15 protein-coding genes are annotated in these 15213 nt (G+C 68.0%); 1 reads left to right on the forward strand and 14 read right to left on the reverse strand.

The features are described 5' to 3' along the window. Nucleotides 1–50: 50 nt before the first annotated feature. From hisIE to hisS, 11 genes are all read right to left on the reverse strand, one after another. On the reverse strand, nucleotides 51–671 hold the full coding sequence (gene hisIE, locus MRBLST15_RS03850) for a bifunctional phosphoribosyl-AMP cyclohydrolase/phosphoribosyl-ATP diphosphatase HisIE (RefSeq protein WP_312705221.1): 621 nt from the start codon (nucleotides 669–671) through the stop codon (nucleotides 51–53). After that, nucleotides 661–1437, reverse strand: coding sequence for an imidazole glycerol phosphate synthase subunit HisF (hisF, locus tag MRBLST15_RS03855; protein WP_367785267.1), 777 nt, complete (start codon nucleotides 1435–1437; stop codon nucleotides 661–663). The genes hisIE and hisF overlap by 11 nt, the downstream gene beginning before the upstream one ends. Next, nucleotides 1431–2165 (reverse strand): 1-(5-phosphoribosyl)-5-[(5-phosphoribosylamino)methylideneamino]imidazole-4-carboxamide isomerase, encoded by a 735-nt coding sequence (gene hisA, locus MRBLST15_RS03860; protein WP_367785268.1) that lies wholly within the window; start codon nucleotides 2163–2165, stop codon nucleotides 1431–1433. Before hisA ends, hisF begins: the two co-directional genes overlap by 7 nt. Then, on the reverse strand, nucleotides 2162–2764 hold the full coding sequence (hisH, locus tag MRBLST15_RS03865; RefSeq protein WP_265955371.1) for an imidazole glycerol phosphate synthase subunit HisH: 603 nt from the start codon (nucleotides 2762–2764) through the stop codon (nucleotides 2162–2164). The genes hisA and hisH overlap by 4 nt, the downstream gene beginning before the upstream one ends. After that, a complete protein-coding gene (gene hisB / locus MRBLST15_RS03870; protein WP_312705224.1) occupies nucleotides 2761–3834 on the reverse strand; it encodes a bifunctional histidinol-phosphatase/imidazoleglycerol-phosphate dehydratase HisB in 1074 nt (357 codons plus the stop codon). The genes hisH and hisB overlap by 4 nt, the downstream gene beginning before the upstream one ends. Next, nucleotides 3831–4925 carry a histidinol-phosphate transaminase gene (hisC, locus tag MRBLST15_RS03875; RefSeq protein ID WP_367785269.1) on the reverse strand — a complete coding sequence of 365 codons (1095 nt, stop codon included), beginning with the start codon at nucleotides 4923–4925 and terminating at the stop codon, nucleotides 3831–3833. The genes hisB and hisC overlap by 4 nt, the downstream gene beginning before the upstream one ends. Beyond that, entirely contained in the window at nucleotides 4922–6217 is a 1296-nt protein-coding gene (hisD, locus tag MRBLST15_RS03880; protein ID WP_367785270.1) for a histidinol dehydrogenase, read from the reverse strand. Before hisD ends, hisC begins: the two co-directional genes overlap by 4 nt. Next, nucleotides 6214–7125: an ATP phosphoribosyltransferase gene (gene hisG, locus MRBLST15_RS03885; protein WP_265955365.1), complete on the reverse strand. Its 912-nt coding sequence runs from the start codon at nucleotides 7123–7125 to the stop codon at nucleotides 6214–6216. The genes hisD and hisG overlap by 4 nt, the downstream gene beginning before the upstream one ends. A gap of 34 nt (nucleotides 7126–7159) precedes the next feature. Beyond that, nucleotides 7160–7468 (reverse strand): YerC/YecD family TrpR-related protein, encoded by a 309-nt coding sequence (locus MRBLST15_RS03890; RefSeq protein ID WP_025874839.1) that lies wholly within the window; start codon nucleotides 7466–7468, stop codon nucleotides 7160–7162. Between the two features lie 192 nt (nucleotides 7469–7660). Continuing rightward, nucleotides 7661–7930, reverse strand: a complete 270-nt coding sequence (locus tag MRBLST15_RS03895) for a hypothetical protein (protein WP_367785271.1) — start codon at nucleotides 7928–7930, stop codon at nucleotides 7661–7663. A gap of 23 nt (nucleotides 7931–7953) precedes the next feature. Beyond that, nucleotides 7954–9351, reverse strand: coding sequence for a histidine--tRNA ligase (hisS, locus tag MRBLST15_RS03900; RefSeq protein ID WP_367785272.1), 1398 nt, complete (start codon nucleotides 9349–9351; stop codon nucleotides 7954–7956). 140 nt (nucleotides 9352–9491) lie between these two features. Between hisS and MRBLST15_RS03905 the strand changes: the two genes are divergently transcribed. After that, on the forward strand, nucleotides 9492–10244 hold the full coding sequence (locus MRBLST15_RS03905; RefSeq protein ID WP_367785273.1) for a Crp/Fnr family transcriptional regulator: 753 nt from the start codon (nucleotides 9492–9494) through the stop codon (nucleotides 10242–10244). 57 nt (nucleotides 10245–10301) lie between these two features. Here MRBLST15_RS03905 and thrC read toward each other — a convergent pair whose 3' ends face one another. Genes thrC through thrA form a run of 3 tightly spaced genes read right to left on the reverse strand, consistent with a single transcriptional unit; the run spans nucleotide 10302 to nucleotide 15036 of the window. Continuing rightward, nucleotides 10302–11591, reverse strand: coding sequence for a threonine synthase (gene thrC, locus MRBLST15_RS03910; RefSeq protein ID WP_367785274.1), 1290 nt, complete (start codon nucleotides 11589–11591; stop codon nucleotides 10302–10304). A 29-nt stretch (nucleotides 11592–11620) separates the two neighbouring features. Next, the gene (locus tag MRBLST15_RS03915; RefSeq protein WP_312705231.1) at nucleotides 11621–12535 is read right to left on the reverse strand and encodes a homoserine kinase; all 915 of its coding nucleotides are present in this window, start codon (nucleotides 12533–12535) and stop codon (nucleotides 11621–11623) included. Then, nucleotides 12532–15036, reverse strand: coding sequence for a bifunctional aspartate kinase/homoserine dehydrogenase I (thrA, locus tag MRBLST15_RS03920; protein ID WP_367785275.1), 2505 nt, complete (start codon nucleotides 15034–15036; stop codon nucleotides 12532–12534). The genes MRBLST15_RS03915 and thrA overlap by 4 nt, the downstream gene beginning before the upstream one ends. Nucleotides 15037–15213 lie beyond the last annotated feature (177 nt).

Here is a 15213-nt window from a genome sequence, read left to right on the forward strand (position 1 = left end):
AAAAGAAGACGCCATATTGTAGGTGCGGACCGTTGGTCCGCACACCTTGTTCAACGATGGCGCTTTTCCAGCACGTCGCGGGCATCTTCCAGCGACAGCCCACGCGCGCGCAGCAACACCAGCAGGTGGTACAGCAGGTCCGAGGCCTCGCCGAGCAATGCTTCATCGTCCTGCGCCACGCCGGCCAGCGCCGTCTCCACGCCTTCCTCGCCCACTTTCTGCGCGATGCGGCGGATGCCGCCTTCGAACAGGGACGTGGTGTAGCTGCCGGACGGACGCAGCGCCTCACGCACGGCGACCAGCTGGTCCAGGCCGCCAAGGAAGTCCTTCGGCGCACCATCGAAACAGCTCTCCGCCCCGGTGTGGCAGGTGGGGCCTGCCGGGCGCGCCAGCACCAGCAGCGTATCGGCATCGCAATCGACGCTGATCGACTGCACCACCAGCACATTGCCGGACTGCTCGCCCTTGGTCCAGAGACGCTGCTTGCTGCGGCTGAAGAAGGTCATGTGTCCGATCGCCAGCGTCGCTGCCAGTGACTCGGCGCTGACATAGCCCAGCATCAGCACCTGCAGGGTGTCGACATCCTGCACCACGGCCGGCAACAGTCCATCGCCCTTGTCCCAGTCCAGCGTTTCCAGCGCCTGCGGCGACGGCCGCACATCAATAGACATCTCGTACCTCGATCTGCTGCTCGCGCAGGTAGCGCTTCAAGTCGGCAATGGCGATGGCGCCACTGTGGAACACGCTGGCCGCCAGCGCACCGTCAACGTCGGCCTGGTCAAAGGCCTGGGCGAAGTGCTCCATCGCACCCGCACCACCGGAAGCGATGAGTGGCACCTGGCACAGTGCACGTGCCTGCCGCAGCTGCTCTACGTCATAGCCGCGGCGCACGCCATCGCTGTCCATGCAGTTCAGCACGATCTCGCCGGCACCCCGGCGCTGCGCCTCGACGATCCAGTCCAGCGTGCGCAGCGGCACTGCCTGGGTCTTGTCCGGGTCACCGCTGAAACGGCGCACACGCCACTGGCCGTCGGCCTCGCGCACCGAGTCGACACCCACCACCACGCACTGCACGCCGAATTCTTCAGCCAGTTCGGTGATCAGTTCCGGGCGGCCCAGCGCGGGTGAGTTGATCGAGATCTTGTCCGCACCGGCGAACAGCACGCGACGCGCGGTCTCCACGCTGTCGATGCCACCAGCTACGCAGAACGGGATATCGATCAGGCGCGCGATGCGCTCGATCCAGGCCACGTGCACCGACCGCGCCTCCGGGCTGGCGCCGATGTCATAGAACACCAGCTCGTCGGCGCCCTGGTCGCGATAGCGCTGCGCCAGCTCGGCGATGTCCCCCATGTCGACGTGATCGCGGAAACGCACGCCCTTGACCACGCGGCCATCGCGTACATCCAGGCAGGGAATGATGCGGCGGCTCAGCATGCCAGCGCCTCCGCCAGGTCCATGCGCTGTTCCAGCAGCGCCTTGCCGAGAATCGCACCACCGCAGCCGGCGGCCTGCGCCGCAGCCACATCGGCCACATCACGGATACCGCCGGACGCTTGGACGGCCACGCCCGGCAGTAACGTTGCGAGGTGCTGATACAGGCTGATGTTGGGGCCGGCCAGCATGCCGTCGCGGGCGATGTCGGTGCACAGCAGGTGGCGCATGCCCGCCTGCGCGTAGCGTTCGGCCAGCGCATCCAGGGTCACCCCTGCGTTTTCGGTCCAGCCGTGCACCGGCAACTGCCACTGTCCCTTCGCGTCCTGGCGTGCATCGAGGGCGATGGTCAGCCGTTCCGGGCCGAACTCGGCCAGCCAGCCAATTACCTGCTCCGGCTCGCGCACCGCCAATGACCCGATCACCACGCGGCTGGCGCCGGCATCGAGGATGCGCGCCACGTCGTCGCGGCCACGTACGCCGCCACCGGTCTGCACCTGCAGCGGGGTCTGCGCACGGATCGCGCCCAACAGCGGCGCCAGCGTATAGCCACCGGCACGTGCGGCATCCAGGTCGACCAGGTGCATCCACTGCGCGCCCTGCGCCGCGAATGCCTGCGCACGCGGCAACGGATCGTCGCCATAGTGGGTTTCCTGCGCGTAGTCACCCTGGCGCAGCCGCACGACGCGGCCATCACGGATATCCAGCGCGGGATAGACGATGAAACTCATGCAGCGGTGCCCTCAAGGAAATTGCGCAGCATCAGCGAGCCGGTATCGCCGGAACGCTCGGGATGGAACTGGGCGCCGAAGTAGCGGCCCTGCTCGACCACGGCGGTGAACAGCCCACCGTGGTCGCAGGCGGCAACGGTATGGCTGTTCAGCGGTGCAGCGTAGCTGTGCACGAAGTACGCACTGGCGCGCTCGGGCACCCCCTGCAGCAGCAGTGACGGGCGCAGCGGCAGCAGCCGGTTCCAGCCCATGTGCGGCACGCGGATGCCACAGGCCGGCACCAGCTTGCGCACCACCCCGGGGATCAATCCCAGCGTATCCACGCCAGCCTCTTCGGAGCGATCGAACAACAACTGCATGCCCAGGCAGATACCCATCAGCGGCACCTGCAGCTGGCGCAGCGGCTCGACCAGTCCTTGCGCATGCAGTCGCTGCATGCCGGGGCCGGCCGCACCGACGCCGGGCAGGATCACCCGCTGCGCGCCGGCAAGGCCTGCGGCATCGCGGACCAGCTTCACCGTGGCACCGAGCCGTTCCAATGCGTAGCGCACCGAACCCAGGTTGGCGCCGCCGGCATCGATCAGCACGACCTCGCTCACAGCGCCCCCTTGGTGGTCGGCAATGCGGTGCCCTGCCGTGCAAGCGCAGGCCGCAACGCACGCGCCAATGCCTTGAAGCAGGCTTCGACCTTGTGGTGGTCGTTGTCGCCGCGCACCTGCAGGTTGAGGTTCAGGCCGCTGGCATCGCACAGCGAACGGAAGAAGTGCGGGACCAGTTCGGTCGGCATGTCGCCCACGCGCTCGCGCTTGAACTCGCCTTCGAACACGAAATACGGGCGGCCACTGAAATCCAGCGCAGCACTGGCCAGGGTTTCATCCATCGGCAGGGTGAAACCATAACGACCGATGCCGCGCTTGTCCCCCAGTGCTTCGCGCAGGGCCTGCCCCAGAGCAAGACCGGTGTCTTCGATGGTGTGGTGTTCGTCGATGTGCAGATCGCCCTCGGCGCGGATGTCCAGCGCGAAGCCACCGTGCTTGCCGATCTGTTCCAGCATGTGGTCGAAGAATGGCAGGCCGGTGTGGATGCGCGCATCGCCGGCACGGTCCAGATCCAGTTCGACACGGATCTTCGTTTCCTTGGTGTTGCGCTGGACCACTGCCGTGCGTGGTGCGTCGGCCAGTGCGTGGGCGATGCCCGGCCAGTCCCAGTCACCACCAAACTGTTCGGTACGCAGCTGGAAGCCACGGATGTTCAGGTTGTCGGCGAACTGCAGGTCGGTGATGCGGTCGCCGACCATGCCCGAGCGCGCCCAGTCGATGCTGCGGTCCTGCAGATAGGCCGTCATCAGGCCGATGCCCGGCTTGCGCGTCGGCGCGTTCTCGTGGGGCCAGCTGGCGTCGACCAGCACATCACGGAAGACGATGCCCTGGCTTTCGAAGATCTGCAGCATCAGGTCATTCGGGCCATCGAAGCTGGCGCGCGGATAGTTTTCGCTACCCAGGCCGTCCTGATTGGTGACGATCACGAACTGGTAGCCGGCGTCGCGCAGCTTCAGCAGCGCCGGGATCACCTGCGGCACAAAGCGCAGCTTTTCGTAGGCATCAATCTGGAAATCCGCCGGCTCCTCGATCAGGGTGCCGTCGCGGTCGATGAACAGGATGGGTGTCATGCCGCAGCCCTCCGTGCCGACAGGGCCGCAAGCACGCGGTCGTTCTCCTCAGGGCTGCCGATGCTGATGCGCAGTGCATCGCCCAATAGTGGCGCAGCGCGCTGGTCGCGCACCACCACGCCAGCGGCGAGCAGCGTGTCGAACGCAGCCTGGGCATCGGCAAAGCGGACCAGCAGATAGTTGCCGGCCGAGGCGTACACCCGGCGGACGCCCGGCAGGCCAACCAGCGCGGTACCCAGGCGTGCGCGCTCAGCGATGACCGTGGCCACGCGTTCAGCGGTGCGTGCCAGCGCGGCCGGCTGCAGTGCCTGCACGGCCAGCTCGGCGCACGGCGTCGGCACCGGGTATGGCGCCTGGCAACGGCGCAGCACGGCAATCAGTTCCGGCGCGGCGATCAGGGTGCCGATACGTGCGGCCGCCAGTGCGTGCGCCTTCGACAACGTGCGCAGTACCGCCAGGTTGGCGTGCGCGGCCAGCAGCGTCGTCGCCGAGGCGCGCTGCGCATACTCGACATAGGCCTCATCCACTACTACCAGCGCCTGCCCACGCAGGGCAACGGCCACGCGCTCAATCTCCGCCAGCGGGATATCGCTGCCGGCAGGATTGGACGGCGCGCACAGGAAAACGAGCTTGACGCCCTGCCCCTTCGCAGCGGTAATCACCGCATCCAGGTCCGTGCGCAGGCCCTCGCCATCGTCAATGAGCGGCACTTCAATCAACGGCGCACCCTGCAGGCGTGCGCAGACCGCGTACATGCCGAATACCGGCGGCGTCACCAGCACGCCATCGCGGCCCGGCACGCACAGGGCGCGCACCAGCAGATCGATCGCTTCGTCGCTGCCACGGCCTACCAGCAGCTGTTGCGGCTGCACGCCGTACAGCGACGCCAGCGCTTCACGCAGCGCCGCCGGCTGCGGCTCCGGGTAGCGGCGGCTGCCGCCGGTGGCATCGGCCGGATTGGCCCACGCCGATTCATTCGCGTTCAACCACACCTCACCCTGCACAGCGCTGCTGCGCGCCGAACTGTAGCCGGCGAAGGCCTGCAGATCCGAGCGCACCAAGGCCAGCACGCCATCGATGTCCGCGCTCATGCGGCCACCTCCATGCGCAGTGCCACCGCACGTTCGTGCGCATCCAGCCCTTCGGCGCTGGCGATGATGCGCGCGCAGCCACCGATTGCGGCCAAGCCGGCGGCGCTTGCGCTCTGCACACTGATCAGGTTCTGGAAACTGGCTACGCTGACGCCGCTGTAGGCACGCGCGGCACCGGCGGTCGGCAGCACGTGGTTGGTGCCGCTGCAGTAGTCGCCCAGTGCTTCCGGCGTGTAGTCGCCGAGGAACACCGAACCGGCCGCCTGCACCTGGTCCAGCCAGTCGCGCGGTTCACGCAGGGCCAGGATCAGGTGTTCAGGGGCGTAGCGGTTACTGATCGCAAACGCATCCACCAGCGATTCCACCTGGATCAACTGCGACGCCGACAGTGCTTGGCGGGCGATGTCCTGCCGCGGCAGCAGGGCGACCTGGCGTTCCACTTCGGCCTCGACGGCAGCCAGCATCGCCGCGTCATCGGTCAGCAGCAGTACCTGCGAATCCGGGCCGTGCTCGGCCTGCGACAGCAGATCGGCGGCAATGAAGGCCGGATTGGCACCGGCATCAGCGATCACCAGCACTTCCGACGGACCGGCCGGCATGTCGATGGCGGCGGCACCGTCCTGCGCTACCTGCTGCTTGGCCTCGGTGACGAAACTGTTGCCTGGTCCGAACAGCTTGTCGCTTGCAGGGATGCTCCCGGTGCCATACGCCATCGCCGCGATCGCCTGCGCACCACCCAGCTTGAACACGCGTTGCACGCCGGTCAGGCGCGCGGCCACCAGCACTGCAGGATCGGCCGTACCGTCGGCACGCGGCGGCGTGCACAGCACGACCTGCGGGCAACCGGCCAACTGCGCCGGCACGCCCAGCATCAGCGCCGTGGACGGCAACGGCGCACTGCCAGCCGGCACATACAGGCCAACCCGGCCGATCGGCCGCAGCATGCGCTCGCAGACCACACCCGGAGCGGTTTCCACTGCATAGCCCTGGCCCATCCCCGCCTTGTGGAAGCGGGTGATGCGCTCGGCCGCCTCGACCATGGCCTGGCGCAAGGCGGCCGGCACGGCGGCTTCAGCGGCAGCGAACTCGCTGTCGGAGACTTCGAAATCCTGCAGATCCACGCCATCGAAGCGCGCGGTGATCGCGCGCAACGCGGCATCGCCCTGCGTGCGCACCTGCGCGATCAGCGTGGCCACCGCATCACGGGTCTGCTGCGCCACGGTCTGCACCGGGCGGGTCAGCGCCGCGCTGCGCGCGGCCTCATCAAGTTGCGACCAGATAAGACGATTCATGCCAGCGACCGCTCCACGCTCAATACCATCAGGCCCTGGGCGCCGGCGCGCTCCAGCTCTTCCATGCGCTGCCAGGTCAACGGACCCGGGCACATGGTCTGCAGGCGCAACGCACCGCCATCGGCAGGCAAACGCACCAACGGTTCGGCATCGGCCAGCAGCTGCGCCAGCGCGTCGACGCGATCCTCGCTGGCGCGGAACATCAGCAGCTTGCGATCCTGGCGCTGCACCACACCGTCCAGGCGACGCAGCAGCATGCTGCGCAGGGCGCCGCGGGCATCATCGGGAACGCGCACCGCACCGGCCAGCACGGCTTCGCTGTCGAGCAGGTTGTGCACCGGGGTGAGCTGGTTGGCACGCAGGGTGGCGCCGCTGGAGACCAGGTCACAGATCAGATCGGCGGTGCCCAGTCGCGGCGCGATCTCCACCGAGCCGGACAGCTCCACCACCTGCGCATCCACGCCCTGCGCGGCCAGCCACTGCGTGAGGATGGCCGGGTAGCTGGTGGCGATGCGGGTCCCGGCCAGCTGTGCCGGCCCCTGCCATTGCCACTCTTCCGGCACCGCCAGCATCAACCGGCATTGACCGAAGCCCAGCCCGCGCAGCGCCTCGTAAGCATCCGGCAGGCCGATCTGGCGACGTGCAGCGGCCTGCTCGTCCAGTTCGTTGCGGCCGACGATGCCGAGGTCGCAGACGCCATCGGCGATCAGGCCGGGGATGTCGTCGTCGCGCACCAGCAACAGGTCCACCGGCAGCGACTCGCCATAGCAGAACAGCTTGTCGCGGCTCTCGCGCCAGCTCAGGCCACAGGCGCTGAGCAGGTTACGGGCGGGCTCGGCCAGCCGGCCACTCTTCTGGATGGCGATACGCAGCCGGTCTCGCGCCGGCGCTGCCTGGGTTGCACTCATGGGGGAGGTCTCGAAGTTCGGAACGGGGCGCGGATCAGCGCGAAGCAAGTCGGTCGACAGCGGCGGCATAGCCTCGATGGCCATGCTCGAGCGTGCGTGCCACCCGTCCGGTGGTGGTCACGCTGACGCCGGTGCGCTCGTGGATCTCGCGGTACGGCACGCCCTGCTGCAGCAGCGGAACCACCTTCCAGCGGTCGGCCATGGCCTCCAGCTCGGCCGGCGTGCACAGGTCACGCAGGAAGGCGACCACCTGCTCCGGCTCGCGCAGGGCAGCAAAGGCCTGGGCCAGGGCGTCCAGATCGGCTTGCGGGTCTTTGGCGGCGATGTCGGGGCGGGCTTTCACGGACAGGACTCTTGCATCAATGTAATAGCGTGTTAGTACATTAACGCATTCTTGCGCACTGCGTCAAATTGTGGGGCCATGGGGTCAGATCCGTTTTCCAAGGAAAACGGATCTGACCCCTGAACCGGGCGGCGGAAACGAAAACGCCCACCGGGCGGTGGGCGTTCGGATGCTGCGATGGACGTGGCCCGATCAGGGCAGACAGCGAACCTCCGCCTGCAGCGCGCCGCGGTGCAGGCATTCGCCGAACAGGCTGCCCTGCCGGCTGGGATGGGACTGCAGGTTCTGCAGCGCCCCTGCCCGACCCGCGCATGCGCGCGCGGCCAGGGCCTGCAGATCCTGCTCCAGCTGCGCCCGGTCGATCACATGGCAGCGATCAACCACCAGCTGGTACTGGGCCGGGCCGATGCGGGCGCTGCGCAGTACCGGATCACTCTGGCAGCCCGCCAGCAGGAGCAGCATCAGCGCCCCTGCGGCGGCGGGCTTCACACCATGACCCGCGACTGCTCCAGCTCCACCTGCAGGGTGCTGGCCAGTTCATCACGGGAGACTTCGAACTGCTGCTCGCGCAGCAGGTCCTTCACCGCCACCACGCCGCGCGCCAGTTCGTCTTCGCCGGCCAGCACCACGAAACGGATACCTGCCTTGGCCGCGTACTGGAACTGCTTGCCGATCTTCTTCGGCTCCATCTGCACTTCGGTGTTGATGCCACCAGCGCGCAGGCGACGGGCAATGTCCAGCGACTGCGGCATGCCCTGCTCGTCCATCAGCGCTACCAGCGCCTGCACGCTGCTGGCCTCGATGCCCTCGATCAGGCCAGCTTCGCGCAGCTGCCAGAACAGGCGCGACAGGCCGATGGAAATGCCAACGCCCGGCAGCTTGGATTTGCTGTAGTGGCTGGCAAGGTCTTCATAACGGCCACCGGAACAGATCGAACCGATCTGCGGGTGGTCGGTCAGCGTGGTCTCATACACCGTGCCGGTGTAGTAATCCAGGCCACGTGCAATCGAGAAATTCAGGCAGTACGCGGTTTCCGGCACGCCCAGCGCCTGCACCAGCTGCAGTACTTCGCGCAGCTCGGCCACGCCGGCGCGCAGGATCTCCGACGAACCGGCACCGGCTTCCAGTGCCGCCAGCTGCGCCAGCGCATCGGCATGACCCTGCGAACGCACGGCGACAAAGGCCAGGATCTTCTCGACCTGTTCGGCCGGAATGCCGAAGCCCTCGCCCACCAGCGTCTCACGCACGTAGTCGGGGCCACGCTTGTCCAGCTTGTCCACTTCGCGTAGTACCGCCAGCTGGCGCTCGCCCTCGGCCACGCCCAGGCTTTCGAAGAAGCCCCGCAGCAGCTTGCGGTTGTTCAGCTGGATGCTGAAATCACCGATGCGCAGTTCGGCGAACACCGCGTGGATGACCGCCAGCACTTCGGCGTCGTAACGCACGCTCAGGCTGTCCTTGCCGATCACGTCGATGTCGCACTGGTAGAACTCGCGGAAGCGGCCGCGCTGCGCACGCTCGCCGCGGTACACGCGCTGCATCTGGTAGCGACGGAACGGGAAGGTCAACTCGTGTTCGTGCTCGGCCACGTAACGCGCCAGCGGCACGGTCAGGTCAAAGCGCAGCGCCATCTCCGGCAGCGAACGGTCGCCGGATTCGGCGGCGTTGGCCAGCGCGCCGGTGGACTGCACAAAATACACCTGGCGCTCGGTCTCGCCGCCGGACTTGGTCAGCAGCACATCGGACAGCTCGAACACCGGCGTCTCCACCGGCAGGAACCCGAAGCGCTCGTAGTTGCGGCGGATGACGTCCAGCATGCGCTGGAACGCAATCTGCTCGCGCGGCAGCAGTTCAAGGGTGCCGGGCGGGGTACGGGGCTTGATCACGGGCGGAACTCCTGCGGGAACGGGGACGTGGGAGGGGGCGACATTCTAGCGCCCCATATCGCGTGGCCGTGGAATACGGGGTCCAACGGCCGCTTGAAGTATCATAAAGCCCTCCCCCGCCCGCGATACGCCCACGCAACATGTCCCGGCCTTCCGGCGCTCCGCCCGCCACCAACGACCCCGCTGCGCCGTCCTGCGCCACGCTGGACTGCCTGCACTGCTCGGTACGCCACCTGGCGGTGTGCTCTGCGCTGTCGCCCGATGAGGTGCAGGCGCTGGAACAGGTGACTGTGTCGCAGCAGGTGACGATGGGCAGCACCCTCGCCCGCAGCGGCGAAGAGCGCCAGCATGTCTATACATTGACCGGCGGCGCGCTGCGGCTGGTACGCACGCTTGCCGACGGCCGCCGCCAGATCAATGGCTTCGTGCTGCCCGGCGATTACCTGGGCCTGAGCGGCAGCGACCACCATCGCTACGACATCGAGGCCATCGCCGACAGCCGCGTGTGCCGCGTCGCCCTGCCGCAGATGAAGGGACTGCGTGCCCGCTATCCGCACCTTGAGCGCAAGCTGCTGCAGCGCGCCTGCCAGGAACTGGATGCCGCGCAGGATGCTGCCTTGGCGCTGGCACGCCTGCAACCGGCGGAAAAACTCGCTGATTTCCTGCTCCGCCTGGCCGCGCGCGAAGCCAAGCTGGGCGGAGACGGCCTGCGCGTTTCGCTGCCGATGGGCCGCGGCGACATTGCCGACCATCTGGGCCTGACCATGGAGACGGTCAGCCGCACCTTCACCAAGCTCCGCCAGCAGGGCCTGATCGCCCTGCCCCATCTGAACGTTGTTGAGATCCTCGACGAGGATGGCCTGCGCGGCCTGGCCGGTGAAGTGCTGGGCTGAGTGCCCGATCGGTATCGGGTTGCCGGCCAGCGGCCGGCAACCACGCAGACGCCTCCGTCAACGCAACAACACCTCGCGCAACGCTGCGTAATCGGCCGCCAGCGGCTCGGCATGCGCTGGACGCTGCAGCAGCGCGTCCAGTGCCGGCGGCACCGCCACCGCTTCGCCGATCAACGGTTCAACCACCGCCTCGAACTTGGCCGGGTGCGCGGTAGCGACCACTGCCCAATCGCCCTTGGCGCCGCCCGCGCGCAGGTCCTGCAGCACCTTCACCGCCGTGGCCGTGTGCGGGCAGAACAGCTCGCCATTACTGGCATGGGCACTGGCGATGGTCGCGCGGATGGTCACGTCATCCACTGCGAAGGCGCGGAACGCTGCACGCAATTCCTCGTCGTCGCCTTGGTACAGCCAGCGCAGCCGCTCGAAATTACTGGGCGCGCCGACGTCCATGGCGTTGGCCACGGTCGCGACGCTGGCCGCGGGCTGGTACTGGTCGCCACCAAAGTAGCGTGGCAGCACCGCATTGGCATTGGTCGCCAGCACGATCTGCCCGATCGGCACGCCCAGCGCGCGTGCCAGCACCGCGGCCATCGCGTTGCCGAGATTTCCGGTCGGCACCACCAGGTTCAAGCGCCGCTGATGCTGCGCATGATGGCTCAGTGCCGCGTGCGCGTAGTAGCTCATCTGCGGTAGCAGCCGGCCCAGGCTGATGCTGTTGGCTGAACTCAGCGGCACCTGTGCCTGCAGATCGCGATCGGCCAGTGCCTGCTTCACCATCGCCTGGCAATCGTCGAACGAACCGGCTACCCGCAGCGCCTGGATGTTGTCGCCGAAGCAACCGAGCTGATGCGCCTGTCGCGGCGACACACGCCCATCGGGATACAGCACGACCACGCGTACACCGGGCTGCCGATGGAAGGCCGCCGCCACCGCCGCGCCGGTGTCACCGGAGGTAGCCACCACGATGGTCAGATCGCGGTCCTTGCCGGTCTGTAGTCGCGACAGCACACCGGCGAGGAAGCGCGCACCGATGTCCTTGAACGCCGCCGTCGGCCCATGGAACAGTTCCAGTACGTGATCACCACTGTTGCCCAGCGCACGCAATGGCACGGGGAAGTCGAAGGCCGCACGGCAGATCGATGGCAGGGCCTCGGCCAGCGCATCCCCGTCGAAGAATGGCGCCAGCAGGTCAGCGGCGGTGTCGGCCAGGGTCGCACCGGCCTGCAGCGTGCGCGGTGCCGGCAGCACCTGCGGAACGTACAGTCCACCATCAGGCGCGAGCCCGGCGGCGATGGCCGCACTGAGTCCAACAGCCGGCGACTGGCCACGGGTCGAAACGAATTGCATGGGATCGATATCCGGTAGGGAGGAAGAAGTCAGCACAAGCGTGCTCCGGGTGCATCCAGCGGCGAAATCCAGGCATCACTGTCGAAGCCGGCAGCGGCAAACGCCGCACGCACCGGCTGCGCTGCCGCGCGCGCCTGGTCGGCATTCTCAAACCAGGCGAATACGCTGGGCCCTGCGCCGGAAATGCCTGCGCCCATCGCGCCTGCGGCCAGTGCGGCGTCACGGGCTGCGTCGAAGCCAACGATCAGGCCCGCCCGCCGCGGTTCGACCAGCACGTCGCGCAGGCCGGCGCGCACCAGCGATGCATCACTGCGATGGCAACCACTCAGTACCAGCGCCAGGTTGGCGCTCTGCGCAACGAATTCGCCCAACGCATAGCTGCCCTGCAGCGCCTGCCGCGCGCGCCGGGTTTCAAGTACCGCATGTGGATGCACCAACAGGCTATGCCAGCTGGCCGGTACCGGAACCGGCACCAGGCGATCGGCCGTGCACAGCGCCACGCCACCCAGCAGCAGCGGGCCGACGTTGTCGCCATGGCGGCCACCGCTGGCCACCGCTTCGCCATCGAGTGCGAACGGATACAGCGCCTCGCGCGACAGTTGCACGTCCAACAGCGCATTGGCCGCCACCAGCGCGGCAACGCAGGAGGCGGCCGATCCGCCCATGCCGGAGCCGAAGGGAATGCCCTTGTCGATCTCGATGGCGAAGCCGAAGCCCAGCCCCAACGCCGCCCGCAGCGCGATCAGCGCGGCGCCGGCGGTGTTGCCGGCCGCATCCTGCGGCAGCTCCACCGCACTGCCGCGGATGGCGTCGATACGCACCCGCGGCTCATCGATGCGGCGCACGCTCACCGTGTCGCCGATACCGGCGATGGCGTGGCCCAGGATGTCGAAACCCACGGCCACGTTGGCCACCGATGCGGGCGCGAAGGCGCGTGCGATCACAGCCGCGCTCCTTCACCGGCCGCCACCCGCAGCAGATCGGCAAACACGCCGGCAGCGGTCACTTCCGGGCCCGCGCCCGGGCCCTGCACCACCAGCGGGTTGTCGCAGTAGCGTCGGGTACGGAACTGCACCACGTTGTCGGTCAACCGCAGGTTGGCGAACGCGTGGTCGGCCGGCAGTTCCTGCAGGCCAACCGAGGCACCGTCCGGCCCCAGCCGCGCGACATATCGCAGCACTGCACCGCGCTCACGGGCTTCGTTCAGCCGTGCCGACAGCGCGTCGTCCGATTCGCCCAGGCGGGCCATGAAGTCGTCCACGCCTCCCTCGCGTAGCAGCGCCGGCACCAGACTCTCCACCTGCACCTGCTCCAGGCTGAGCGCGTGGCCAGCCTCCCGGGCGAGGATCACCAGCTTGCGCGCAACGTCCACACCGGACAGGTCGTCACGCGGATCCGGCTCGGTGTAGCCCATCGAGCGCGCTTGCGCGACCAGTTCCGAGAACGGTTGGCTGCCGTCGAAGCGATTGAACAACCAGGCCAGCGTGCCGGAGAAGATGCCTTCGATCGCAAGCACTTCGTCACCGGTATCCACCAGGTCACGCAGCGTGGTGATCACCGGCAGGCCGGCGCCCACCGTAGCCTCGTAGCGGAAGCGCGCACCACTGCCGGCAGCTGCCGCACGGATGCGCTGGTAGCGCGCAAGCGGCCCGGCGCCGGCCTGTTTGTTCGGGGTCACTACATGGATGCCTGCGGCCAGCCAGCCTTCATAGCGCTCGGCGACCTCGGCGCTGCCACTGCAGTCGATCACCACCGCATGCGGCAGATGTGCGGCCAGCAGGTGCTCGGTGAAGTGGTCCAGGTCGCTGGCCTGTCCGGCGTCCTGCAGCGCCTGCCGCCAGTCTTCATGCAGCCCATCGGCCTCCAGGCGCATGCGCGAGCGTGACGCAAGCGCGCGCAGGCGCAGATCGACGTTGGCCTTGGCCAGCAGCTGCTGGCGTGCTGCCAGCAACTGGTCCAACAGCGCGGCGCCGACATTGCCCGGACCGATCACCCCCACCGCGAACGTCTGCGGCGACAGCCAGAATCCCGCATGCGCGGCACGCAGCGCGCGGGTGGCATCGGCGCTTGCCACCGCCACCGAGATGTTGCGCTCGGACGATCCCTGCGCGATCGCCAGGATGTTCACCTGCGCCCGGCCCAGCGATTCGAACAGCCGCGCGGCTACGCCCGGCTGGCCCGCCATGCCATCGCCGACTGCGGCCAGTACGCTGACGCCCTCGCTGACCTGCACGCGCTGTACCTGGCCAGCTGCGAGTTCGTGCGAGAACGCCTGCACCACGGCATCGCGACCACGCGCCGCTTCGCCAGCACGGACAACGCAGCAGATCGAATGCTCGGAAGACCCCTGCGAGATCATCACCACCGAGACCTGCGCCTGACGCAGCGCGGCGAACACGCGTTCGGCAGTACCCGGCACGCCGATCAGACCGGTGCCTTCCAGATTCAGCAGGGCCAGATCCGCGCTCAGCGTCAGCCCCTTTACCGGACCACGTGGCGAGCGCTCGGCGCTGATGCGGGTACCCGGATGACCGGGATGGAACGTATTGCGGATGAAGATCGGCAGACCCAGCCGGATTGCCGGCGACATGGTCTGCGGATGCACCACCTTGGCTCCGAAGTAGGCCAGTTCGCAGGCCTCGTCGTAGCTCAGCGCGTGCAGCTGCACGGCCTCCGGCACCAGCCGCGGGTCGGCCGACAGCACACCGTCGACGTCGGTCCAGATATGCAGTTCATCGGCATTGAACAGCGCGGCGAAGATCGCACCGGAATAGTCGCTGCCGTTGCGGCCCAGCGTGGTGACACGATCCTGGCGGTCGCGCGCAACGAAACCGGTAGCGACCACGCGCAGCTGCGGATGCTGCAGCCGCCATGCGGCCAGGCGGCCGGCACTGGCATCCCAGTCGACATCCACGCCCAGTTCGCCATGGCCGACCACCAGCACATCGCGGGCATCCAGCACCGCGCAGTCCTCACCCAGCGCTCGCAGATGGGTGCCGAGCAGCTGCGCGGAGAACACTTCGCCCAGGCCCTGCACGCGGTCGAGCACTTCGCGTGGCAGCTCGCCGATCACCGCCAGGGCGGCCAGCACCTCGGCCAGCTGGTCGAAGCGTGCGTCGATCCACTCCACGGTGTCGCCCACCTGTTCGCCCAGCAGCGCTACCGCGGCACCACGATGCCGTGCGCGCAGTGCATGCCAGGCTTCCTGCCAGCCAGCATCGCCCCGGGCTGCCAGGTGCGCCAGCTCGATCAGCGCGTCGGTAACCCCTTTCATGGCCGAAACCACGCTGACCTGCAATGACTCGGGGCGGGCCAGCAGCAGGCCGGCAACGTGGCGATAGCGCTCGGCGTCGGCCACCGAGGTGCCGCCGAACTTGTGCACGACAGTGAACGGCGCGGCCAGAGCGGACGCAGCAGGCGGATGGGCGGGGGCGATGGAAGACATGCAGACCTCGGTTTGAGGCCCCGTCGCATGCAGGTGGTCGAGTTTCCCCGCCACCTGGATGGTGCGGGGCCGTTGTTTTCGGGAGTTACACGAAGACGACGGGCCGCACCAGGGCAGTGGTGACGGTGGTGGTGGTAATGGTGGTGGTGGCGACCGGCGCAGTCGAACCGCCCGCAG

It is taken from the genome of Stenotrophomonas sp. LST15-1-1.1 (assembly GCF_040815575.1).
GTDB lineage: Bacteria > Pseudomonadota > Gammaproteobacteria > Xanthomonadales > Xanthomonadaceae > Stenotrophomonas > Stenotrophomonas lactitubi_B.